The sequence below is a fragment of the Shumkonia mesophila genome (genome assembly GCF_026163695.1).
GTDB lineage: Bacteria > Pseudomonadota > Alphaproteobacteria > Rhodospirillales > Shumkoniaceae > Shumkonia > Shumkonia mesophila.
Genome location: NZ_JAOTID010000005.1, coordinates 264,405 through 285,869 on the forward strand (window position 1 = coordinate 264,405; position 21,465 = coordinate 285,869).

The window sequence follows — 21,465 nt, forward strand, 5'->3', positions numbered from 1 at the left end:
CCGAAATTATCAGCCGTAAAGCGCGTCGAGCGCGTCGCCGTAGGCCTTGACGATCACGTGGCGGCGCAGTTTCAGGGTCGGCGTGATCTGTTCGTTGTCGATGGAGAAGGGGGCCGGCGCGACGATGATGCGCCGCACCTTCTCGATGGTCGACAGGTTGCGGTTCACGCGGTCGACCACGGCCATCATCGCACCCTGGAAGGCCTTGTCGCCGGCCAGCGCCGCCGGATCGTACTCGCGGCCGTTCCCGGCCGCCCAGGTTCGGCTCCACTCGGCGTCGGGAACCAGCACGCCGACAAGGTGCGGCCGGCGGTCGCCAACGACCATGGCCTGGGCGATTTCCGGCTCCAGGGTCAGCATGCCCTCGACCCGCTGGGGTGCGATGTTGTCGCCGCCCGAATTGACGATGATGTCCTTCTTGCGGTCGGTGATCTGCAGGTGTCCGTCCTCGTCGATAACGCCGACGTCGCCGGTGTGGAGCCAGCCGTCCTTGATCGTGCGCGCCGTCAGGTCGGGGTCGCGCCAGTAGCCCTGCATGACCAGTTCGCCGCGCACCAGGATCTCGCCGTCCTCGGCGATGCGCACCTCGGTGTTGGCGAGCGGCGGTCCGACGGTGTGCATCTTGGGCCGGCTGGGCCGGTTGATCGAAACCACCGGGGCGGATTCGGTTTGGCCGTAGCCCTGGATGATGGGCAGGCCCAGCGCCTTGAAGAAAATGCCGATTTCGGGGTTCAGGGGCGCGCCGCCCGAGACCATGGCCTTGAGACGGCCGCCGAAGCGGGCCCTGGCCTTGTCGCGCACCAGCTTGTCCAGGAAGACGTCCTGGAAGCGCTCGCCCCAGGTCAGGCTGCCGCCGTTGAGATAGCGCTTGCGGCCGATGGCGATGGCCTTGTTGAACAGCTTTTCCTTGAACCCGCCGGCCTTGCGCACGTCGACCTGGATGCGGCTGGAGATGACGTCATAGAGCCGGGGCACCGAAATCATCAGGGTGGGGCGCGCCTCGCCCATGTTCTTGACCAGCATCTCAGCGCTCTCGGCGTAATAGATCTCGGCCCCCAGATAGATCGGCAGAAACTGCCCGCAGGCGTGCTCGTAGGAATGGGAAAGCGGCAGGAAGGACAGGAACGTCTCGTTGCCGAGGCCAAGCTCCTCGATGGCTTCCCGGGCGCCCTCGCAGTTGTGGAGGATGGCCCCGTGGTGGAGCATCACCCCCTTCGGGGCGCCGCCGGTTCCCGAGGTGTAGATGATGGCGGCGGTGTCGGTGCGCGTCATGGCCGCCGCCGCGGCGGCGATATCGGCGCCGGCCTCGCCGCCGCCCAGCGCGGCGTCCCAGGCGTGAATGTCGACGGTCAGACGCTGGGTGATCTCGGGCGGCTCGATGGCGATGACGAACTGCATTTCGGGCGAGCGGTGGGCGGCGGGAATCAGCTTGCCGGCCAGGCGCTGGCTCGACACGATGGCGCCCTTGGCCCCGCTGTTGGTCACGATGTGCAGGTGGTCGGCCTCGGTATTGGTGGTGTAGGCGGGCACCGCGATGGCCCCGGTCGCCATGATGGCGACCTCGGCGATCAGCCATTCCGGGCGGTTTTCCGCAACCAGCACGACGCGGTCGCCGGCACCGACGCCAAGGCCGGCGAGCCCGCGCGCCAGGCGCACCACCTGGTCGGCCGTTTCCCGCCAGTTGAGGGGACGATAGGCGCCGTCGCGTTTCATCCACAGGAACGGTTTGTCCCCCAGGGCATCGGCCTGGGCGAAAAACATGGCAACAAGGTTCGGCCATACCGGACTGGCTGCGCTCATCACTTCCCTTGACGTCAAGCCGTTGTCGTTTGGCGGCAACATACCATTGCGGTTGTCGCCTTCCCAAGCCCACATTATATGCGACCCGTTCAAGGAGGATTCCATGCCCGCCAACGCCCAGTCAGCCGCCGTCCCCGCCGAACCGTCCGAAGGCCTTCCCGAATGGGATCTTTCCGCTCTTTACGCGGCCCCCGACGATCCCGCCCTGGAAGCGGACCTGGCCTGGGCCGGCAAGCGGGCCAAAGCCTTTCAGCAGGCCTACAAGGGCCGGCTGGCAGGCCTCGACGGGGTGGCCCTGGGCGGCGCCATCGCCGAGTACGAGGCCATCGTCGAGCGCATCTACAAGGCGATGAGCTATGCCCACCTGCTGTTTTCCGGCGATGTCAGCGACGCCAGGCGCGGCCGTTTCTTCCAGACCATCCGCGAGCGCATCACGACGATTTCCACCGACACGCTGTTCTTCGAGCTGGAGCTGAACCGCATCGACGACGCCACGCTGGCCCGGCAGCTAGGGGATTCCGAGGCCAAACGCTATGCCCCCTGGGTGCGCGACGTCAGGGTCATGCGCCCGCACCAGTTGTCCGACGAGGTGGAGAAGCTGCTGCACGAGAAGTCGGTGGCCGGGAAGGCCGCCTGGGTGCGGCTGTTCGACGAGACGCTGGCCGGCCTTCGCTTCGACGTCGACGGCCGCAAGCTCAGCCTGTCGGAGACCCTCAACCTGCTGTCCGACACCAACGGGGCCACCCGCAAGACGGCGGCCAAGGCTTTGGGCCATGAGCTGGGGGAAAACCTCAAGCTGTTCTCGCTGATCACCAACACGCTGGCCAAGGACAAGCAGATCGAGGACGAGTGGCGCCACTTCGAGAGGCCGGTGTCGGCGCGCAACCTGGGCAACCTGGTCGAGGACGAGGTGGTCGAGGCCCTGGTCGGCTCGGTGCGCGAGGCGTTTCCGCTGCTCGCCCACCGCTATTACCGCCTGAAGGCCAAGTGGTTCGGCGTCGATACGCTCGACTACTGGGACCGCAACGCGCCGCTGCCCGAGGACGCCGACCGCCGCTATTCGTGGGACGAGGCGAAGAATACGGTGCTCGGCGCCTATGGCGCCTTCACACCCGACATGGCGGCCATCGCCCGGCGCTTCTTCGACGAGCGCTGGATCGACGTGCCGCCCCGGCCGGGCAAGGATTCGGGGGCGTTCTCCCACTCCACGGTGCCGTCGGCCCATCCCTTCATCCTGCTCAACTACCACGGCAAGGCGCGCGACGTGATGACGCTGGCCCACGAACTGGGGCACGGCGTTCACCAGGTGCTGGCCGGCCGCCAGGGGGCGTTGATGGCCGACACCTCGCTGCCGCTCGCCGAAACCGCCTCGGTGTTCGGCGAGATGCTGACCTTCCGGGCCCTGCTGGCCGGCGAGAAGGACCCGGCCCGGCGGCGCATCCTGCTGGCCGGCAAGGTCGAGGACATGCTGAACACGGTGGTCCGCCAGGTCGCCTTCCACGAGTTCGAGACCCGCGTGCATGGCGAGCGGCGCAACGGCGAGCTGGCGGCCGAGCGTCTGTGCGAGATCTGGTTCGACATCCAGCGCGACAGCCTGGGCCCGGCCATTCGCTTCGACGACGATTACGGGGCGTTCTGGGCCTACATCCCGCACTTCATCCATTCGCCGTTCTACGTCTACGCCTATGCCTTCGGCGATTGCCTGGTGAATTCGCTTTACGACGTGTTCCGCCAGGGACACCCCGAATTCCAGAAGAAGTACCTGGCGATGCTGAGCGCCGGCGGCACCATGCGCCACAAGGAACTGCTGGCGCCCTTCGGGCTCGATGCCGGCGACCCCGCGTTCTGGAAGCGTGGACTTTCGATGATCTCGGGCTTCATCGACGAGCTGGAGGCGATGGGGTGAGCGATCGCGCGCCGGGGAGCGGGCCGCGAGACGACGAGGACGGGTCGCTGGGCGGCCGGGTCCGCCGTTACGCCCAGGTCGGCGCCTCGGTCGGTGGCCTGGCGGCCAGGGTCGCCGGCGGGCGGCTGTTCGGCCGTTCGGCGGTACCGGGCGATTATGCCGGCGACCTGCGGGCGGTGCTGGGCGGCCTCAAGGGGCCGGTGATGAAGGCGGCCCAGATCCTGGCCACCGTGCCCGACCTGCTGCCCCCCGAATACACCGCCGAACTGCAACAGTTGCAGACCAACGCGCCATCCATGGGCTGGGCCTTCGTCAAGCGGCGGATGGCGAGCGAGCTGGGCCCCGACTGGCGGGGCCGCTTTGCCGACTTCGAGCACGAGGCGGCCGCCGCCGCCTCGCTGGGCCAGGTGCACAGGGCGCGGGGCCACGACGGCCGGCGGCTGGCCTGCAAGCTGCAGTATCCCGACATGGCCTCGGCGGTGGAAGCCGACCTTCAGCAGTTGAAGCTGGGCCTGGCGCTGTTTCGGCGCTACGACAAGGTGATCGACCCCACCGAGATCCACGCCGAGCTGTCGGTGCGGCTGCGCGAGGAGCTGGATTACCGGCGGGAAGCCGCCAACATGGCGCTGTTCGCCGACATGCTGGGGGCCGAAGCGACGGTCCACGTGCCGGCCGCCGTGCCCGAGCTGTCGACCGGCCGGCTTTTGACCATGGACTGGCTGGACGGCCGGCGCATGATCGAGGTGACGGAAGCGCCGCTGGCCGAGCGCAATCAAGTGGCCGAGGCGATGTTCCGGGCGTGGTACGTGCCGTTCTATCGCTTCGGCGTGCTGCACGGCGATCCGCATCTCGGCAACTACACGGTCGGCGCCGACCACGGAGTCAACCTGCTGGATTTCGGCTGCATCCGGGTCTTTCCGCCAAGCTTCGTCGGCGGCGTCATCGACCTTTACCGGGCGCTGCGCGACGGCGACGAGGAACTGGCGGCGCACGCCTACGAGACCTGGGGTTTCGTCAACCTCGACCGCAAGGTGATGCGCATCCTCAACCAGTGGGCGGCCTTCCTTTACGAGCCGTTGATGGACGACCGGCCGCGCCGCATCCAGGAGCACGGCTCGCCGACCTATGGCGCCGCCGTCGCCGCCAAGGTGCATCGGGAACTCAGCGAGGCGGGCGGGGTCAAGCCGCCGCGCGAGTTCGTGCTGATGGACCGCGCCGCCATCGGCCTCGGGTCCGTCTTCCTGCGCCTGAAGGCGGAGCTCAACTGGCACAATCTGTTCCACGAACTGACGGAGGGGTTCGACGACGCCGCCGTCAAGGCCAGGCAGGAGGCCGCGCTGGTGCGCGCCCAAGTGCCGGGCGGCACCTGATCCGGCCGCTTTCAAACTGGACCCACCGGTCGATCCTTGCCATCATGGCCGTCATCGCTTGGGAAACGGGGGGCATCGATATGATCGTAACGACGACCGACGGCGTCGACGGGCGGCGCATCACTGCCTATCTCGGTTTGGTCACCGGCGAGGCCATCATGGGCACCAACGTCTTTCGCGACTTTTTCGCCGGTGTGCGCGATTTCGTCGGCGGCCGCTCGGGCTCCTATGAAAAGGAGACCCGCAAGGCCAAGGACGCGGCCATCGAGCAGATGATCGAGGAGGCCGAGGCGCTGGGGGCGGACGCCGTGGTCGGCATCGACCTTGACTACGAGGTCATCGGCGGCGACAACAAGACCCTGCTGATGGCCATCGCCAACGGCACCGCCGTCAAGTTGGGCTGAGGAACGCCGCGCCGCGGGCAATTGCGCCGCCATCGTCGAAACGTGGTTTCCGACATCCGCCCGAGGCGTTAAACTGCTAATCACAACCGCTCGCACAAACGACGGGCGGGGCAAGATCTGGGAACGCCACTCTCTTCGGTCAGACGGGGAAAGGGGTTTTTCGCATTGCGGGAGCCCCGTGGGAAAATGGGGGAACTGCGAGGTGTTTCGTCGGCCTCAAGCCGGCGAAAAGTTCGATATTCGGGGGCCAACGCGCGGTGTTTGTATTGCGAAAAAATTGCAATCACGCCATATAGCAGCCCGCATTCAATAGCCCGAGGTAATATAGGGAATTTTCCAACATGAAAATTGCCATACCCAAGGAGCGACGGCCCGGCGAGACCCGGGTTGCCGGTTCTCCGGACTTGGTGAAGAAATTGGTCGGCCAGGGACTTGATGTCGTCGTCGAAAAAGGGGCGGGGGCCGCCGCCATGTTCACCGATGCCGCGTATAAGGACGCGGGGGCCACGCTGGCCAAGGACGCCGAGAGCGCCCTGGCCGACGCCGACATGGTGCTGAAGATCCAGCGCCCGATCATCGAGGGCGACGAGAACGAGTTGGCCCTGATGAAGCGGGGAGCGGTCCTCATTGCCCATATCGGCGCGCTTTATCATCCTGACGATGTCGCGGCCTACGCCAAGTCCGGCATCACCGCCTTCGCCATGGAACTGATGCCGCGCATCTCGCGCGCCCAGTCGATGGACATCCTGTCCAGCCAGACCAACCTGGCCGGCTACAAGGCGGTGCTTGACGCGGCGGCCGAATACAGCAGCGCGTTTCCGATGATGATGACGGCGGCCGGAACCATCGCGCCGGCCAAGGTGTTCATCATGGGCGCCGGCGTCGCCGGCCTGCAGGCCATCGCTACCGCCAAGCGCATGGGCGCGGTGGTGACCGCCACCGACGTGCGTCCCGCCACCCGCGAGCAGGTGCAGAGCCTGGGCGGCAAGTTCCTGACCGTCGACGCCGAGATGGAAAAGGACGCCGAAACCGCCGGCGGCTACGCCAAGGCGATGCCGCCCGAGTATATGGAAAAGCAGAAGCAGGTGGTGGCCGAACACATCAAGAAGCAGAACATCGTCATCACCACCGCGCTGATCCCCGGCCGGCCGGCCCCCGTGCTGGTCACCGAGGACATGGTGAAGACCATGCTGCCGGGCTCGGTGATCGTCGACCTGGCGGTCGAGGCCGGCGGCAACTGCCCGCTGTCGCAGCCGGGCAAGGTGGTGGTCAAGTACGGGGTCAAGATCGTCGGCCACACCAACGTGCCGGGGCGCCTTCCCACCGACGCCAGCACGCTGTTCGCCAAGAACATCCTCAACTTCATCACACCCCACATCAAGAAGGACACCCGGTCGATCGACTTCGACTGGGACGACGAGACCGTGAAGGGCACCCTGGTGACCCGCGACGGGCAGGTGGTGAATCCGTTGCTGACTGCGAAGGAGAAATGACCATGGACCCGGCAAAGTTCGCGGACAGCGCTTCCCAGCTTGCCAACCAGGCCTCCGACCTGGCCGACAAGGCCGCCAAGCTGGCCAACGACGCGACGCAGGTCGTCGCCCACGCCCAGGCCGCCCAGGGCGGCAGTGAGTTCCTGTTCCTCTTCACGGTGTTCGTGCTGGCGGTGTTCGTCGGCTTCTACGTGGTGTGGAGCGTGACCCCGGCCCTGCACTCGCCGCTGATGAGCGTGACCAACGCCATCTCCTCGGTGATCATCGTCGGCGGCCTGATCGCCGCCGGGCCGGCCGGAATCAGCGTGTCGAAGGTGATGGGCTTCATCGCCGTGATGCTGGCTTCGGTCAACATCTTCGGTGGCTTCATCGTCACCCAGCGCATGCTGTCGATGTTCAAGAAAAAAGTGAAGAAGTAGGGGGGCGGCAACATGAGCGAATCTATCGTCGGTTTCGCATACCTGATCGCCGCCATCCTGTTCATCATGGCGCTCAGGGGCCTGAGCTCGCCGGAAACGGCGCGCAAGGGCAACCTTTACGGCATCGTCGGCATGGTCATCGCGGTGGCGACCACCCTGATCAACCCCGAGGTGGTGAGCTACGGGACCATCCTGCTGGCCGTGCTCATCGGCGGGTCCATCGGCACCGTGGTGGCGCTGCGCATCCAGATGACGGCGCTGCCGCAACTGGTGGCGGCGTTCCACAGCCTGGTCGGCCTGGCCGCCGTGGTGGTGGCGGTGGGCGCCTTCTATCAGCCCGAGGCCTACGGCATCGGCACCTTCGGGGCCATCCACGGCGGCAGCCTGGTCGAGATGTCGCTGGGTGCCGCCGTCGGCGCCATCACCTTCTCCGGCTCTCTCATCGCCTTCGCCAAGCTGCAGGGCGTGATGACCGGCGCCCCGATCATTTTCAAGGGGCAACACCAGCTCAACGCGCTGATCGCCATCCTTATCGTCGCCCTCATCGTCTGGCTGGTCGTCTCCAACTCCCAGACGGCGTTCTGGCTGCTGGTCATTCTGGCCTTCCTGATCGGCTTTTTGCTCATCGTCCCGATCGGCGGCGCCGACATGCCGGTGGTCGTCTCGATGCTCAACTCCTATTCGGGTTGGGCGGCGGCCGGCATCGGCTTCACGCTGGCCAACACGGCGCTGATCATCACCGGCGCCCTGGTCGGCTCGTCGGGCGCCATCCTCAGCTATGTCATGTGCAAGGGGATGAACCGTTCGATCTTCAACGTCCTGCTCGGCGGTTTCGGCGGCGAAGTGGCCGGCCCGGCCACCAAGGACGGCCAGCAGCGCTCCGTGAAGGCGGGCAGCGCGGATGACGCCGCCTTCATCATGCGGAACGCCAACAAGGTGATCATCGTTCCCGGCTATGGCATGGCGGTCGCCCAGGCCCAGCACGCGCTGCGCGAAATGGCCGACAAGCTCAAGGAGGAAGGCGTCGAGGTGCGCTACGCCATCCACCCGGTGGCCGGACGCATGCCCGGCCACATGAACGTGCTGCTGGCCGAGGCCAACGTCCCCTATGACGAGGTGTTCGAACTCGAGACGATCAACCACGAGTTCTCGACCGCCGATGTCGCCTTCGTCATCGGCGCCAACGACGTCACCAACCCGGCGGCCAAGACCGACCCCGGCTGTCCGATCTACGGCATGCCGATCCTCGACGTCGAAAAGGCCGGTACGACGCTGTTCATCAAGCGCTCGCTGGCCTCGGGCTACGCCGGCCTCGACAACAGCCTGTTCTACAGCGACAAGACCATGATGCTCTTCGGCGACGCCAAGAAGATGACCGAGGAGATCGTCCAGGCCCTGGGCTGAACCCAGTCCGGGCTTGGCAGCACGTGAAAAGGGCGGGGCCCATGGGCCCCGCCCTTGCCTTTTGGACGACAGAGCCGAACCGTCAGCCGATCAAGCCGCCGTCATTGCGGGTGATGGCGACCACCGCCGAGCGGGGCGCCGTATCGCCGCCGGCGGGAAAATGGCTGTTGCCCTCTTCGCCCGGATGCTGGATTCCGACGAACAGCGTCTTGCGGTCGGGGCTCCAGGTGATGCCGGTCACCTCGCATTCCTTGGGGCCCACCAGGAAGCGGCGGATCTCGCCGGTTTCCGGGTCGGCGGCCAGCATCTGGTTGTTGCCCTGGCCGGCGAAGTCCTTGGCGTCGGAATAGTTGCCATCGGTCTGGATCCACAGCAGGCCGTTGCTGTCGAAGGCGATGCCGTCGGGCGAGTTGAACATGTTATCCCGGGTGACGTTCTTGGACCCGGCGTAGGCGTCGGCGTGGACCGCCGGGTTGCCGGCCAGGACGAACAGGTCCCAGGCGAAGCCGGCGGCCATGTGGTCGCCGCCGTCGGGCCGCCAGCGGACGATCTGGCCGTACTTGTTGGCCTCGCGCGGGTTGGGGCCGCCGACGGGGGTCGGATCGCCGCCGGCATTGGGCTTCCTGCCCCGGTTGGAGTTGTTGGTGAGGGCGCAGTAGACCTCGGGCTTCAGCGGATGGACGGCGACCCATTCGGGCCGGTCCATGGTCGTCGCCCCCACCTTGGAGGCGGCGATCCGGGTGTGGACGGCGATCTCGGCCTGCGAGGCCATGCCGGTCGAGGCGGGGTTCAGTTCCACCCATTCGCCGCGCCCGTTATCCGCGAACTTGGCGACAAACAGCCGGCCGGCGTCGAGAAGGTTCGCGTTGTCGCCGTTCGCAACGTAGCGGCCGTCGCTGACGAACCGGTAGATGAATTCGCCCCGCTCGTCATCGCCCATATAGACGACCACCTGGCCGTTGCCGGCCAGCACCACCTCGGCGTTCTCGTGCTTGAAGCGGCCGAGCGCCGTCCGCTTCTTGGGGGTCGAGGCGGGGTCGAGGGGATCGATTTCGACCACGTAGCCGGCGCGGTTGGCTTCGTTGGGATGTTTGGAGATGTCGAACCGCTCGTCCGCGCCGGCCCAACCGTAGCCCACGTCCTTGACCCCGATTCCGTAGCGGGTCATTTCGGCCGTCGGCTTGTAGTTGGGGTCCGAGGATGAGAAGTAGCCGTTGAAGTTCTCCTCGCAGGTCAGATAGGTGCCCCACGGCGTGCGCCCGTTGGCGCAGTTGTTCCAGGTGCCCATGGAGCGGGTGCCCGCCGGATCGGCGGCGGTCTTCATCAGATCGTGGCCGCAGGCCGGGCCGGTGATTTCCATGGGCGTGTCGGCGGTGATGCGGCGGTTGTAGGGGCTGTCCTTGACGATGGCCCACCGGCCGCCGTCCTGCTTGATCTCCATCACCGTGACGCCGTGGGCGGCCTTGCCCTTGCGGATGTCGTCGGCGGTCTCGGGCTTTTTGGCGTCGCGGTTGGCGTAGATGATCTCGAGGTTGGTGTACTCGTTGTTGACGGCGAGGACGTGCCGGTCGCCGTCGGCGAACAGGGCCATGCCGTCGTTGTTGTCGCCGAAGGCCAACTCCTGGCTGGCGCCGGAGCCCCGGCTGGCATGATCGAACGCCGCGCCCCTGGACCACAGCGGATCTCCCCACGTGGCGACCGGATGCCAGCTGTAGCCCTTGGGGACGGTGATGGTGTCGAGGCCGTTGGCGGCTACCGGCTCGAAAGCCATGCGGCTGGCGGCAAAGGCCTTGAACGGCGCCAGCCCGGCGGTCGCCCCGGCGACGAAGGCCGCGGCGCCGAAACTTACGCCGGCGGCCAGCACGCTGCGCCGCGAGATGGCCTTTTCGGCCAGCCCGGAAAACTGGGTTTCGGCAGGGCGGGGATAGTTGCGTTCGTCGAATGCGTCGAAAGACAGAAGTTCGCCGGCCTCGACCGAGGTGCCGGAGGGGTTTGATGTGTCCATTGCTCTGATCCCTGTGTGGATGTGTTCAGAGCCATTTTTTAGAATTATTCTTGATTCCGCGCCGTGTCAGGGAAGTGACGAATTTATGAACTTATGACGGCGGACCCAGGGGGCATCCGTGGGCCGAACGCGGGGAAGGGTCGACGGGCGGCGAAATGCCGGCCAGCCGCGGACGCAAAAAAACGTCCGCCGCCTTAACGGCGGCGGCCGAAATTCAAACGGAAAGAAAAGCGGAGTTCGGAGAGTCCCGTCGCCGGGACCTAGAAGCCTTCGCGCTCCAGCCGCTTGCGCTCCAGCTTACGGGCGCGGCGCACGGCCTCGGCCTTTTCGCGGGCCTTGCGTTCCGACGGCTTCTCGTAGGACCGACGGAGCTTCATTTCACGGAAGATCCCCTCGCGCTGCATCTTCTTCTTGAGCGCCTTCAGGGCCTGATCGACGTTATTGTCGCGAACGATGACTTGCACGTTGACTCACTGCTCCTTTCCAGCCGGCACCATACCGGACACGCCTAAGGCGCTCGGCTATATCACACCGGATTGCCGATGTGAAGGGCCGAACGGTTAAGAAAGCTTCGGCTTTCCGAGGCGTTACCGTTTGACCTCGGCGTCCGGCTGTACATATTTACTGGCATGGCGATTCTCAAGATTGCACGTATGGGCCATCCGGTGCTGCTCGGCAAGGCGGCACCCGTGGCCGACCCCGGGGCCCCGGAAATCCGCCGGCTGGTTTCCGACATGATCGAGACCATGGCCGACGCCCGCGGCACCGGCCTGGCGGCGCCGCAGGTCCATGTGCCGTTGCGCGTCTTGGTGTTCTTCGTGTCCGAGCAGCGGGCGGGAAACGGCGCCGACGAGGCGGCGGTGCCGTTGACGGTTTTGATCAATCCCGAGATCGAACCGCTCGGGGAGGCCGTGGACACCGGCTGGGAGGGCTGCCTGTCCATTCCCGGCATGACCGGCGCGGTTCCGCGCTGGCATCGCATCCGCTACCGCGGCGTAACCCCGGACGGCGAGACGGTGGAGCGCGAGGCGGCGGGATTCCACGCGCGAGTCGTGCAGCACGAGTACGATCACCTGGAAGGCATCCTCTACCCGATGCGGATGACCGATCTTTCGCAGTTGGCCTTCGTCGAGGAGTTGACCCGCGCCGCGGCCGACGCCGAGGCGGAAGACGCCGAGACCGAGGAGGCCGCCGAGTGACCGGCCGAACCGGAAGGGGCTGCCGTGGAAACCGCTGACCTGCGCGAGCGCGTCCTCCTGGGGATGCTGCCGCACGTGTCGTTCGACGGCTGGAGCGAGCGCAGCCTGCGGGCCGGCGCGCTGGACGCCGGGCTGGCCACCGAGGACGGCCTCAGGGCTTTTCCCACCGGCACGCTCGAGGCGGTCGAATACTTCTGCGATTTCGGCGACAGGCGGATGGCCGAGGAACTGGCGAAGCGGGATGCGGCCGGCCTGCGGGTCCGCGAACGCATCGCCGCCGCCGTGCGTTGCCGGCTGGAGGTGGTGGCCGACCATCGCGAGGCGGTGCGCCGGGCGCTGTCCTTCATGGCGCTGCCGCAGAACGCCGGCACGGCGTCCCGCTGCGCCTACCGCACGGTCAACGCCATGTGGTATGCCGCTGGCGACACCTCCACCGACTTCAATTTCTATAGCAAACGGGCCCTGCTGGCCGGCGTCTATGCGACGACGGTGCTTTATTGGCTGACCGACGGCTCGCCGGAAAACGCCGATACCTGGGCTTTCCTCGACCGGCGGATCGCCGGCATCATGACTTTCGGGAAGTTCCAGGGCCGCCTGACCAAGGCTCTTTCCGATGCCGGCGGCCGCCTGGTTTCGCTGTCCAGGCGGTGCCCGCCGCTGTCGGGCCGCTAGAGCATTTTGCGGCCGCATGGAATCACTCTTTTGTTGGTCGTCATTCCCGCGAACGCGGGAATCCAGGGCAACCGCTCCGTCACTCGCCCTGGACCCCCGCATTCGCGGGGGTGACGATGAAGAATGATCCCGCCTGAGCGGAAAATGCGCTAGGCGCGGCGCGCGGCCTATCCCTCGATCTGCAGTTCCGGCACGGTCGCCGACTGCTCGGCCCGGAAATGGTCGAGCGCGGCGGCGATCTTGGCGTCGCCGAGGGCGAGGATGGAGGCCGCCATGAGGGCGGCGTTGACGGCGCCGGAATTGCCGATGGCCAGCGTCGCCACCGGCACGCCGCGCGGCATCTGGACCATGGACAGCAGGCTGTCGATGCCGCCCATGCAGCGGGTCTCGATCGGCACGCCCAACACCGGCAGCGGGGTCATCGCGGCCACGGCGCCGGGCAGGGCGGCGGCCATGCCGGCCCCGGCGATCAGCACCTTGAGGCCGCGCTCCTTCGCGCCCTTGACATAATCGGCCAGGCGGTCGGGATGGCGATGGGCGGAAATGACGTTCGCCTCGCACGGAATGCCAAGCTTGTTCAGGGTCTCGAAGGCGTTGCGCATGGTGTTCCAGTCCGACTGGCTGCCCATGAGAAGGCCGACGACGGCGCCTTTGGTATTCATGACCTCTCCGCTTCGATGGTTGCCCACAGGAGTTGCCCTTGATGGGGTGGACGGAATTATAGGGACCGGGCGGAGGTTGGCAAGGCGCGGCGCGTCGGTATCGGCCTGCGGCGCCGGCAAATCAGGAATGACGCCAGATCATCGGGCGACTCCCCGCAACCCAGGGTTTGTGCGGAGCGGGCGGCGGTGGTAGCCTGAAAGGGAGAGGACGTGGAGAGATGGTCGACGTCACCAGATCCAGCGGCGTGGAATCGGTCGTCGCGGCCGATGGCCATAATCGGCGGCGGGAGCCCGACGAGCAGGCCGGTTCCCATCCGCGGGAGCCCCCCCCGACGCGCCGCTCGCCCCGGCAGATTCACGACGTGGCGCAGGTGATGGGCATTCCGCCATCGGAAATGACGCCGCGCGTCCAAGAGGCGCTGGGCATCATCGTCAGCGAGTACGACCGGGCCCGTTCCGACCTCGAACGCGAGCGCGAGCGGATCGCCTTCTACCAGGATCTGGCGGACAAGGACCCGCACCTGCCGCTCGTCAATCAACGGACCCTGATGCGCGAACTGGCGCGCCTGATCGCCCGCGCCGCCCAGAGCCGCACCGTCAGCAGTCTGGCGATCCTGCATATCCGCAATCTCGAGGCCACCCGGCTCCGGCACGGCCGGGCCGCGATCGACGGCATCCTCCGGCAGACGGCTGAAAGGCTGAGCGCCACCCTGCGGGCCAGCGACATCGTCGCCAGCCTCGGCGGAACCGAATTCGCCGTCGTCCTGACCCTGACCGACGCCGCCGTCGCCGCGGAAAAGATGACAAGCCTGGCCGGGTTGCTGCGCGCCGCCCTCCGGGAGCGGAGCGACCCCGACCTGCCGCTTGAGATCGCCTGGGGCGTCGCGGCGTTCACCGCCGAGGACGACGCCGAAAAAACCATGGAAGCGGCGGACAGCGACCTGCGCCGGCGATCCGCGCCGCCGCCCGGTCGTCGCGGCTGAGGAGGCCCCGTGGCGGCGGGAACATTCGTCTACGTGTCGAACGCGGCCGACGGCGACATCTCCACCTATCGCCTGGAGGCGAGCGGCGACTTGCGCGCGGGGCCGCGGGTCAAGGCCGCGCCGGTGGTCATGCCGATGGCGGTCAGCCCGGACAGGCGCTTTCTCTATGCCGCCACCCGCGCCAAGCCCTACACGGTGTTCGCCTATGCCATCGACCGCGAGACCGGGGCGCTGAAGCCGGTGGACTCCGCGCCGCTGGCGGAGAGCATGCCCTACATTTCACTCGACCGCGCCGGGCGGTTCCTGCTCGCCGCCAGTTACGGCGCCCATCTGGCCAGCGTCAACGCGGTGGCCGCCGACGGTCGCGTTTCGCCCAAACCCGTGCAGGTCGTTCCGACGGGCCGCAACGCCCATTCCATCGGGGTGGACCGGACCAACAGGTTCGTTTTCGTTCCCAACCTGGGCAGCGATCAGGTCATGCAGTTCACCTTCGACGAGGCGAGCGGCCGGTTGGCGTCGAACACGCCCGCCGCCGCGCTGGTCGACGAGGGAACGGGCCCCCGCCATTTCGTCACCTCGAGCGACAACCGCTTTCTCTACGTGCTCGGCGAATTCACGGCCAAGGTGATCGTCTTTTCGCTGGACGCCGCGAGCGGCCTGCTGACGCGGATCGGCGAGGCCACCGGTCTGCCGGCCGACAGCGGCCTGCGTCCCGGTGCGGCCCGCGGGCCGGTCGTTGCCGGCGGCACGGTGCCGCCGCCCGACACCGGCAAGGACATCTGGGCGGCCGACATCCATATGACGCCGGACGGCCGGTTCCTCTATATCTCGGAGCGCACCGGCGACACGCTGGCCGGGTTCGGCGTGAACCAGGAGACCGGGCTGCTCGCCTATCTGGGCAGCGCGCCGACGGAAAGGCAGCCCCGCGGCTTCGCCATCGACGCCAGCGGCCGCTTCCTGGTGGCGAGCGGCGAAGAGTCGGACACCGTCTCGGTCCATTCCATCGATCGGGAAAGCGGGGCCCTTGGGCAGCTCGGCCGCTATCCGGGCGGGAAGGGGGCCAACTGGGTGGAGATCGTCAGCTTTGACTGACAAGATTCGCGAACGGCGGGCGTTCGCGCCGGCCGCCGGACGCTCAGGCGATAATGTCCGGCCGCAACTCGCTGTCCAGCTTGGCGATCTGGTCCTTGATCGCAAGCTTGCGTTTCTTCAACCGCTGAACCTTCAGCTGGTCGAACGGCGCCGTTTCGGTCATCTGGGCGATCTGGTCGTCGAGTTGGCGATGTTCGTTCTTCAACTCCGCCAGCCTTCGTTTCAGAAGTTGTTTTTCTTCCATCGCTATCGTGGCTTGTTGCGTCCCACATGATGATAGCAAATATCTGCAAGGAAGGGTATTGCTGAGGCAAAAGGGCCGGGACGTACGGGTCCGGCCGGTCGACGTGAGGAAGGAAAATCGATGGCGGAGTCCAAGAAGAAGCGTATCGGCCTGCTGACCAGCGGCGGCGATTGTGCGGGGCTGAACGCGGCGATCCGCGCCGTGGTCTGCCGCGCCGTGAACGGGTTCGGGTGGGAAGTGATGGGCATCCGCGAGGGGACAGCGGGCCTGTTGCAGCGGCCGCCCCTGGTCGAGGAACTCGGCATGCGGGTCTTCACCGGCAACATCCTACGCATGGGCGGCACCATCCTGGGCACCGTGAACAAGGGTAATCCCTTCGCCTATCCGATGCCCGACGGTACCGTGAAGGATCGCTCCAACGAGGTCATCGAGGCGTGGCGGGAACTGGACATCGCCGCCCTTATCGGCATCGGCGGCGATGGCAGCATGGCCATCCTGAGCCGCCTGACGCAGCAGGGCGGGATTCCCTTCATCGGCATCCCCAAGACCATCGACAACGACGTCGCCTTCACGGAAGCGGCGATCGGCTTCAACACGGCGGTTACCCGGGCGACGGATGCGCTGGACTGCCTGCAACCGACGGCGGCCAGCCATCATCGGGTGATGATCCTGGAAGTAATGGGCCGCGACGCCGGCCATATCGCGCTCAACACGGGAATCGCCGGCGGCGCCAACGTCATCTTGATCCCCGAGATTCCCTACAACATCCAGAAGGTGGCCGACCATATCGTCACCCTTCAGGAAAGGGGGCGCTCCCATGCCCTGGTGGTGTGCGCCGAGGCGGTCCGAACCTCGAGCGGCGAGGCGGTCTACGACACCCATTCGAAGGGTGCACGCCGATACGGCGGCATCGGTCATGTGGTCGGCGAGCAGATCGAGGAGCTTACCGGGGCGGAGACGCGGGTGACCATCCTGGGCCACGTGGCGCGCGGCGGCAGCCCGGTGGCCATGGATCGCGTATTGGCCTCGGCCTTCGGCGTGCACGCGGTGGACCTGCTGGCGGCGGGCAAACGCGATCGCATGGTCGTCTGGCAGCACCGCGAAGTCGTCGACGTGCCCATCGAGGAGGTGATCACCCGCATGCGCGCCGTCGATGTCAACGGCACCCTGGTGCGCACCGCGAGGGGGCTGGGAATCTCGTTCGGCGACTGATCAGAAGGCCGCTAGACCGCCGGGGTGTCTCTGGCAATTCGGCGGAAGTTGTCTTATGATTGTCATGTTCCGATCGACAACTGAGGAGAACCCTGCCGATGAGCCTGGATGAGAGGATCGATGCCCTTAAGGCCAAGCATCAGGCGTTGGAAACCGAAATCGAGGAAGAGATCCATCGCCCCAGTCCAGACGACACGCACATCGCCAGCTTGAAGAAGCAAAAACTGAAGATCAAAGACGAGATCGCCGTTCTCAGCCACCAGTAAGGGGCGGGAAACCCGGCGCCGTTGGCGCCTTCGTCGACGACGATGGCGCAAAGGTTGATTGTAAATAAAATTCGACGGGAAACGAACAGGCGATAGCGGCCATCCGCCGGCGCGTGCAGGTGGGGCTTGCCCGATGTTCCGGTCCGACGGGCCGTCCGATGGGCGGCGACGGGTTATTCCTCGGCGGGCTCGGCGGGTTCGGCCGGGTCGCTCTCGACGACGGCCCCGGCTCCGGCTCCCGGTCGGTCCTTTTCGGCCCGGCGGCGGGCGACGATCACCGCCATCTCCAGGTCGTGGGTCGAGCACAACCCCAAGCTCACCGGATTCTGCGGCTTGATGTTGGGGGCATTCCAATGGTTCTTGCTGCGCACCGAATTGATGGTCGGCTTGGTGGTGCCGATCAGGCGCGAGATCTGCGCGTCGCTGAGTTCGGGATAATTCTTGAGCAGCCAAGCGATGGCGTCAGGGCGGTCCTGGCGCTTGGAAACCGGCGTGTAGCGGGCGCCCTTCGGCTTGGCGCGTGCCTCCGGCACCCGCGACTTGGCGGCGACCAGCCTGGTGTCGGGGTTGCCCACGCAGCGGTCGATCTCTTCCTGGGTCAACTCGCCGCTGATGACCGGGTCCAGTCCCTGGATGCCCGATCCGACTTCGCCATCGGCAATGGCCTGGACCTCAAGCGGGTGCAGATTGCAGAAATCGGCGATCTGCTCGAACGTCAAAGCAGTATTTTCCACCAGCCAGACAGCGGTGGCTTTCGGCATGAGAGGCTGCGCCATTCCTTGAGTGTCCCGCATTGCAAACACGTTACGTCCGGCCGCCGCCATCGCGGCAGCCGAACTTCCCGGTCCTTATTACTCCGTGACAACCCCCGGGTCAAACCGCCTAAGCGGTTTTAATTGGCCGAACTTTGTCATTTGCCGCGCGTCGGCTATGGTTGACGCAACGGCGCAGACGTTGCCGGCGGGCGTCTGGCCGCAACGGACGGAGAGTAGGACATGGATATCGAGGATCTTGAGCCGCAGCATCAGAAGCCCAAGCCGAAAAACCTGGACGACATGTCGATTGAGGCGCTGGGCGACTACATCGCCGATCTCGAATCGGAAATCGCCCGGGCGCGTGAGGCCATCGCCGCAAAACGCGCCGCGCAGAACGATGCCGACTCGGTGTTCAAGAAATAGCGACTCGGGCGCGTGCGCGGCCTTGGGAACGCCCGGCATCGCCGTCGTCCGGGTTGCGTGGCGTTAACTTTATGTTAACGACGGGCGATCATCATCATAATTGGGCAAGCAGAAGTTGTCTTTCCTAGTGGATTTTGCCCAACTCTCTTCTAGCCTCCCTGTTAAACTCGGCCGTCCCTTGGGAACGGCCGTTTTTTTTGGATTTCCGGCCTTGACCGAGGTGGACCGGCGTGGCTAATATCCCATCCCAAGAAACGTCTGTTGGGCGAGTTTAACAGGGATCAGGCTTTCTGGAGTCGGGGCCGCTGAAATCAGCGGCCCCATTTTTAATGCCTTCGCTTTCGGCCCCGTCGTGCGCGCCGAATGGGGGCGAGAGAAAGCGTCTTTCCCCCCGCCCTTCGTCCATCCGAAAAACCTAGGCGGCTTGACGGGCGGCGGTATCCTGCGCCGCGGCGCTCTGGATGGCGATCTTGCGCGGACGCTTGGCCTCGGGGATCTCGCGGGCCAGGTCGACGTGCAGGAGCCCGTTCTTGAGTTCGGCCCCGGCGATGCGGATGTGGTCGGCCAGATGGAAATGGCGGACGAAGGACCGGCCGGCGATGCCGCGGTGCAGGAAGATGGCGCCTTCGTCGTCCCCGCGGGCCTTGCCGCTGATGGTCAGGGTGTTTTCCTTGACGGTGACGTCGAGATCCTCCTGATCGAAGCCGGCGACCGCCATGGTGATGCGGTAGGCATCCTCGCCACAGGATTCGATGTTGTAGGGGGGATAGGAGAGGTTGCCCTCGTCGGCCCTCATGGCGGCGTCCATCAGACGCTGCATGCGGTCAAAGCCGACGGTGGAACGGAAAAGCGGCGAAAAGTCGATGGTTCGCATAGTCATATCCTCCGAGAAGCAATATGCCGTTCTGGACTCCGCCCCGTCCCCGCGGGACCGAAAAAGGCCGGACGTCCGCTCTTTACGTGGCGACGGGCCCAGAAAAGGCGCCCGCCGTCGGCCATGAAATGGGACGACGGCCGTTCCCTGTCAAGCGCGCGGAAATCGATTAGAGGCCGGTCGCCTCATAGAGGGGGACGGGGTCATCGAAACCCTTGATGTCGAGGGGGCCGCAGGCAGCAAAGGTGGATCTCGGAACCTCGGCGGCGATCTGCTCGCGAAGCGCCAGGGACACCAGAACCTGCCCCGGCTTGGCGACGCCGGCGATACGGGCCGCCAACTGGACGGATGAACCGAACAGGTCGTTGCCCTCGGCGATCGGCTGGCCGCAATTGAGGCCGATGCCGATGGAGAGCGTGTGTTCAGGCATTTGGCGCGTGTACTCGAAGAAATCGGACCGGATGGCGATCGCCGCCCGTACGGCGTCGGGACCATTCATGAAAGCCGCCATGGTGCCGGAATCGATGTGCTTGATGCGCTTGCCGCGGAATTCGATCAGGCGGTGCTCGACCATCTGGTTGTGGTCGTGGACGATCCGCCGGGCTTTTTCGTCGCCGTGCGCCCCGACGATGTCCTCGAAGCCGATCATGCGGGTGAACATGACGGTGACGAGGCCACGGGCGTCCTTACGCGCCTGCGGCACCGTCCAGTCGTCGAGGGCGCGCCACAGCATGTCGGCGGAATCGGCCCGGCCGGCCAGATGGGCGAGCACCGCCTGGCGGCCATTGCCGAATATCGTCATGTAGCGGGTATCGGAGATCAGGTGTCCGACGTAGTTGGCGGCGAGCGAGGCGGCGTGATCGGCCTCGACGCCGACGGCGCGAAGACCGGCCGCCATGACGGCCGCCGTGGTCGGCGCGTCGACGCCCTTCTTCTGGCAAAGGCCTTCGCAGGCCCCGGCGACGAACAGGTTGATGCCGAAGCGGATATTGGTATCGCCCAGGTCATAGGCGCCGCGGGCCGGCTGGATGACCTGGCGCAGGTAGTTGACGAGCAGCCCGCGCAATTCCTCGGCCGGCTTGGGCAGGGACGGGGGGCCCTCGGCGCGGCGCATCGGGGTCGGGCGCGGCGCCGATGCGCGAGGGGGGCGAAGCCGAACCATCGAGCCGGCGGCGGGCGCCCGGCGAAGCGGCACCGCCCGGGGCCAGGCGAAGGTGGAAAACGGGCGGCCGGTGCCGGTGGTCAGCACGAAGGCCATTGCCAGGGCACCGACCAGGAAGATCCCGGCAAAGACGAAGAGCAGGACGCCCAATCCGCCGCCTCCTCGCGGCGAGGCGGCGGGCGACGTGTCATCGAGGGCATAGGCCACGATGCCGGTCACCAGCACGGCCGAGAAGAAGGCGGCGAAGGTTCCCAGCAGGGCGCGGGGCAGGATGGCCCAGTAAGGCGACATGACGACCGTCCTGAACAGGCTGGAGATGATGTTGCCGATGGCGGGCGGCGCCGCCAGGATGTGATCGAGACTCCGGCGCACCAGCGGGCGGCGGGGCGCGCCGCCATCCTTGCCGGCGACGGTCCTGCCCGGCATGCGGCTTTTGTAGACGATGAACTCCTGGGCGATGCCGACGTCGGGGTCATAGATCTCCTTGACGACCCTGACCGCTCGAATACCGGAGCGCCGGTTCACCGCCTTGGCCTGCGCGAGGGCGAGGTTTCGGCCGTCCGCCTCGAAGCGGGCATGAATCTCCCAGCGCGTGCCGCGCCGGGCGTGAACCTCGTAGGTGATGTTGCGCCGTGACTGGGCCATATCGCCTCCGGGTGTGCGCCCACCGGAAGCCGCGCACAGGATGCCGCCGTTTCGCGCCGCTGCCGGCGCGCCTCCAATGATCTCGTGTCCGCAACCCCGGTAACCTCGGTTACCGGGAGGGAGTGTAGCGACTCTCGATGCAAACGGATGTGACGGCGCGCACAAACGCCGGGAGGGGCGGCGCGGATACGACAAGGGCGCCGCCAATGGCAGCGCCCCGCAACGGTTCTCCGGAACGGCCGGATTACTTGATGCCGAAGGCCTTGAACCGCTTGTTGAATTTCGCCAGCTGGCCGCCGGTGTCGGAAAGGCGGTGGACGCCGGTCCAGGCCGGGTGGGTCTTGGGATCGATGTCGAGCTTCAAGCTGCCGCCCTCCTTGCCCCAGGTCGAACGGGTCTTGTACTCGCTGCCGTCGGTCATGACGACGGTGATCTCATGGTAATCCGGGTGAATTTTGCTTTTCATAACCTGACT

The 21,465-nt window shown here is 66.3% G+C and carries 22 protein-coding genes; 13 read left to right on the forward strand and 9 right to left on the reverse strand.

Annotated features, from left to right (window positions below):
• Positions 1–9: 9 nt before the first annotated feature.
• A complete protein-coding gene (locus ODR01_RS11085) occupies positions 10–1,800 on the reverse strand; it encodes an AMP-dependent synthetase/ligase (RefSeq protein ID WP_316977714.1) in 1,791 nt (596 codons plus the stop codon).
• A gap of 103 nt (positions 1,801–1,903) precedes the next feature.
• Between ODR01_RS11085 and ODR01_RS11090 the strand changes: the two genes are divergently transcribed.
• The 6 genes from ODR01_RS11090 to ODR01_RS11115 all read left to right on the forward strand — a co-directional run bounded on the left by ODR01_RS11090 (position 1,904) and on the right by ODR01_RS11115 (position 8,796).
• Positions 1,904–3,706: a M3 family oligoendopeptidase gene (locus ODR01_RS11090; protein WP_316977715.1), complete on the forward strand. Its 1,803-nt coding sequence runs from the start codon at positions 1,904–1,906 to the stop codon at positions 3,704–3,706.
• Positions 3,703–5,076: an ABC1 kinase family protein gene (locus ODR01_RS11095; protein ID WP_316977716.1), complete on the forward strand. Its 1,374-nt coding sequence runs from the start codon at positions 3,703–3,705 to the stop codon at positions 5,074–5,076. Before ODR01_RS11090 ends, ODR01_RS11095 begins: the two co-directional genes overlap by 4 nt.
• Positions 5,077–5,156: 80 nt before the next feature.
• Entirely contained in the window at positions 5,157–5,480 is a 324-nt protein-coding gene (locus ODR01_RS11100) for a heavy metal-binding domain-containing protein (RefSeq protein ID WP_316977717.1), read from the forward strand.
• Positions 5,481–5,821: 341 nt separating this feature from the next.
• Complete coding sequence (locus ODR01_RS11105; RefSeq protein ID WP_316977718.1) at positions 5,822–6,973, forward strand: Re/Si-specific NAD(P)(+) transhydrogenase subunit alpha; 1,152 nt, start codon at positions 5,822–5,824, stop codon at positions 6,971–6,973.
• 2 nt (positions 6,974–6,975) lie between these two features.
• Positions 6,976–7,392, forward strand: a complete 417-nt coding sequence (locus ODR01_RS11110; RefSeq protein ID WP_316977719.1) for an NAD(P) transhydrogenase subunit alpha — start codon at positions 6,976–6,978, stop codon at positions 7,390–7,392.
• A 12-nt stretch (positions 7,393–7,404) separates the two neighbouring features.
• Positions 7,405–8,796: an NAD(P)(+) transhydrogenase (Re/Si-specific) subunit beta gene (locus ODR01_RS11115; RefSeq protein ID WP_316977720.1), complete on the forward strand. Its 1,392-nt coding sequence runs from the start codon at positions 7,405–7,407 to the stop codon at positions 8,794–8,796.
• 82 nt (positions 8,797–8,878) lie between these two features.
• Here the strand turns inward: ODR01_RS11115 and ODR01_RS11120 are convergent, their stop codons facing one another.
• Positions 8,879–10,801, reverse strand: coding sequence for a PhoX family protein (locus ODR01_RS11120; RefSeq protein WP_316977721.1), 1,923 nt, complete (start codon positions 10,799–10,801; stop codon positions 8,879–8,881).
• 260 nt (positions 10,802–11,061) lie between these two features.
• Positions 11,062–11,265, reverse strand: coding sequence for a 30S ribosomal protein S21 (gene rpsU / locus ODR01_RS11125; protein WP_316977722.1), 204 nt, complete (start codon positions 11,263–11,265; stop codon positions 11,062–11,064).
• Positions 11,266–11,430: 165 nt separating this feature from the next.
• Between rpsU and def the strand changes: the two genes are divergently transcribed.
• Both def and ODR01_RS11135 read left to right on the forward strand, forming a co-directional pair.
• Positions 11,431–12,000: a peptide deformylase gene (gene def / locus ODR01_RS11130; protein ID WP_316977723.1), complete on the forward strand. Its 570-nt coding sequence runs from the start codon at positions 11,431–11,433 to the stop codon at positions 11,998–12,000.
• Between the two features lie 24 nt (positions 12,001–12,024).
• Positions 12,025–12,672, forward strand: coding sequence for a COQ9 family protein (locus ODR01_RS11135; protein ID WP_316977724.1), 648 nt, complete (start codon positions 12,025–12,027; stop codon positions 12,670–12,672).
• A gap of 167 nt (positions 12,673–12,839) precedes the next feature.
• Here the strand turns inward: ODR01_RS11135 and purE are convergent, their stop codons facing one another.
• Positions 12,840–13,334: a 5-(carboxyamino)imidazole ribonucleotide mutase gene (purE, locus tag ODR01_RS11140; protein ID WP_316977725.1), complete on the reverse strand. Its 495-nt coding sequence runs from the start codon at positions 13,332–13,334 to the stop codon at positions 12,840–12,842.
• Positions 13,335–13,552: 218 nt separating this feature from the next.
• Here purE and ODR01_RS11145 point away from each other — a divergent pair, with 218 nt between their 5' ends.
• On the forward strand, positions 13,553–14,317 hold the full coding sequence (locus ODR01_RS11145) for a GGDEF domain-containing protein (RefSeq protein ID WP_316977726.1): 765 nt from the start codon (positions 13,553–13,555) through the stop codon (positions 14,315–14,317).
• Between the two features lie 9 nt (positions 14,318–14,326).
• The gene (locus ODR01_RS11150; protein WP_316977727.1) at positions 14,327–15,409 is read left to right on the forward strand and encodes a lactonase family protein; all 1,083 of its coding nucleotides are present in this window, start codon (positions 14,327–14,329) and stop codon (positions 15,407–15,409) included.
• A 43-nt stretch (positions 15,410–15,452) separates the two neighbouring features.
• Here the strand turns inward: ODR01_RS11150 and ODR01_RS11155 are convergent, their stop codons facing one another.
• A complete protein-coding gene (locus ODR01_RS11155; protein ID WP_316977728.1) occupies positions 15,453–15,653 on the reverse strand; it encodes a YdcH family protein in 201 nt (66 codons plus the stop codon).
• A 120-nt stretch (positions 15,654–15,773) separates the two neighbouring features.
• Between ODR01_RS11155 and ODR01_RS11160 the strand changes: the two genes are divergently transcribed.
• Positions 15,774–16,865: an ATP-dependent 6-phosphofructokinase gene (locus tag ODR01_RS11160; RefSeq protein WP_316977729.1), complete on the forward strand. Its 1,092-nt coding sequence runs from the start codon at positions 15,774–15,776 to the stop codon at positions 16,863–16,865.
• Positions 16,866–16,963: 98 nt separating this feature from the next.
• Complete coding sequence (locus ODR01_RS11165) at positions 16,964–17,131, forward strand: YdcH family protein (protein ID WP_316977730.1); 168 nt, start codon at positions 16,964–16,966, stop codon at positions 17,129–17,131.
• Between the two features lie 173 nt (positions 17,132–17,304).
• On the opposite strand, the gene ODR01_RS11170 is transcribed toward ODR01_RS11165, so the two are convergent.
• Positions 17,305–17,907: a DUF1013 domain-containing protein gene (locus ODR01_RS11170; RefSeq protein WP_316977731.1), complete on the reverse strand. Its 603-nt coding sequence runs from the start codon at positions 17,905–17,907 to the stop codon at positions 17,305–17,307.
• A 219-nt stretch (positions 17,908–18,126) separates the two neighbouring features.
• Between ODR01_RS11170 and ODR01_RS11175 the strand changes: the two genes are divergently transcribed.
• The gene (locus tag ODR01_RS11175) at positions 18,127–18,309 is read left to right on the forward strand and encodes a DUF1192 family protein (RefSeq protein WP_316977732.1); all 183 of its coding nucleotides are present in this window, start codon (positions 18,127–18,129) and stop codon (positions 18,307–18,309) included.
• A 415-nt stretch (positions 18,310–18,724) separates the two neighbouring features.
• Here the strand turns inward: ODR01_RS11175 and ODR01_RS11180 are convergent, their stop codons facing one another.
• The 3 genes from ODR01_RS11180 to rpmE form a co-directional block, all read right to left on the reverse strand.
• Entirely contained in the window at positions 18,725–19,183 is a 459-nt protein-coding gene (locus ODR01_RS11180; RefSeq protein WP_316977733.1) for an Hsp20 family protein, read from the reverse strand.
• Positions 19,184–19,352: 169 nt separating this feature from the next.
• Positions 19,353–20,990 carry an adenylate/guanylate cyclase domain-containing protein gene (locus ODR01_RS11185; protein WP_316977734.1) on the reverse strand — a complete coding sequence of 546 codons (1,638 nt, stop codon included), beginning with the start codon at positions 20,988–20,990 and terminating at the stop codon, positions 19,353–19,355.
• A 244-nt stretch (positions 20,991–21,234) separates the two neighbouring features.
• Positions 21,235–21,456, reverse strand: coding sequence for a 50S ribosomal protein L31 (gene rpmE, locus ODR01_RS11190; RefSeq protein ID WP_316977735.1), 222 nt, complete (start codon positions 21,454–21,456; stop codon positions 21,235–21,237).
• Between the last annotated feature and the right edge of the window lie 9 nt (positions 21,457–21,465).

Excerpts from the sequence above, each read along its gene's own strand:
- ODR01_RS11185 (WP_316977734.1), bottom strand. The coding sequence starts at position 20,990 with ATGGCCCAGTCACGGCGCAACATCACCTACGAGGTTCACGCCCGGCGC.
- ODR01_RS11110 (WP_316977719.1), top strand. The coding sequence starts at position 6,976 with ATGGACCCGGCAAAGTTCGCGGACAGCGCTTCCCAGCTTGCCAACCAG.
- purE (WP_316977725.1), bottom strand. The coding sequence starts at position 13,334 with ATGAATACCAAAGGCGCCGTCGTCGGCCTTCTCATGGGCAGCCAGTCG.
- ODR01_RS11105 (WP_316977718.1), top strand. The coding sequence starts at position 5,822 with ATGAAAATTGCCATACCCAAGGAGCGACGGCCCGGCGAGACCCGGGTT.
- ODR01_RS11145 (WP_316977726.1), top strand. The coding sequence starts at position 13,553 with ATGGTCGACGTCACCAGATCCAGCGGCGTGGAATCGGTCGTCGCGGCC.
- ODR01_RS11160 (WP_316977729.1), top strand. The coding sequence starts at position 15,774 with ATGGCGGAGTCCAAGAAGAAGCGTATCGGCCTGCTGACCAGCGGCGGC.
- def (WP_316977723.1), top strand. The coding sequence starts at position 11,431 with ATGGCGATTCTCAAGATTGCACGTATGGGCCATCCGGTGCTGCTCGGC.
- rpmE (WP_316977735.1), bottom strand. The coding sequence starts at position 21,456 with ATGAAAAGCAAAATTCACCCGGATTACCATGAGATCACCGTCGTCATG.
- ODR01_RS11180 (WP_316977733.1), bottom strand. The coding sequence starts at position 19,183 with ATGCGAACCATCGACTTTTCGCCGCTTTTCCGTTCCACCGTCGGCTTT.
- ODR01_RS11175 (WP_316977732.1), top strand. The coding sequence starts at position 18,127 with ATGGATATCGAGGATCTTGAGCCGCAGCATCAGAAGCCCAAGCCGAAA.
- ODR01_RS11115 (WP_316977720.1), top strand. The coding sequence starts at position 7,405 with ATGAGCGAATCTATCGTCGGTTTCGCATACCTGATCGCCGCCATCCTG.
- ODR01_RS11085 (WP_316977714.1), bottom strand. The coding sequence starts at position 1,800 with ATGAGCGCAGCCAGTCCGGTATGGCCGAACCTTGTTGCCATGTTTTTC.
- ODR01_RS11165 (WP_316977730.1), top strand. The coding sequence starts at position 16,964 with ATGAGCCTGGATGAGAGGATCGATGCCCTTAAGGCCAAGCATCAGGCG.
- ODR01_RS11155 (WP_316977728.1), bottom strand. The coding sequence starts at position 15,653 with ATGGAAGAAAAACAACTTCTGAAACGAAGGCTGGCGGAGTTGAAGAAC.
- ODR01_RS11100 (WP_316977717.1), top strand. The coding sequence starts at position 5,157 with ATGATCGTAACGACGACCGACGGCGTCGACGGGCGGCGCATCACTGCC.
- ODR01_RS11090 (WP_316977715.1), top strand. The coding sequence starts at position 1,904 with ATGCCCGCCAACGCCCAGTCAGCCGCCGTCCCCGCCGAACCGTCCGAA.
- ODR01_RS11120 (WP_316977721.1), bottom strand. The coding sequence starts at position 10,801 with ATGGACACATCAAACCCCTCCGGCACCTCGGTCGAGGCCGGCGAACTT.
- ODR01_RS11170 (WP_316977731.1), bottom strand. The coding sequence starts at position 17,907 with ATGGCGCAGCCTCTCATGCCGAAAGCCACCGCTGTCTGGCTGGTGGAA.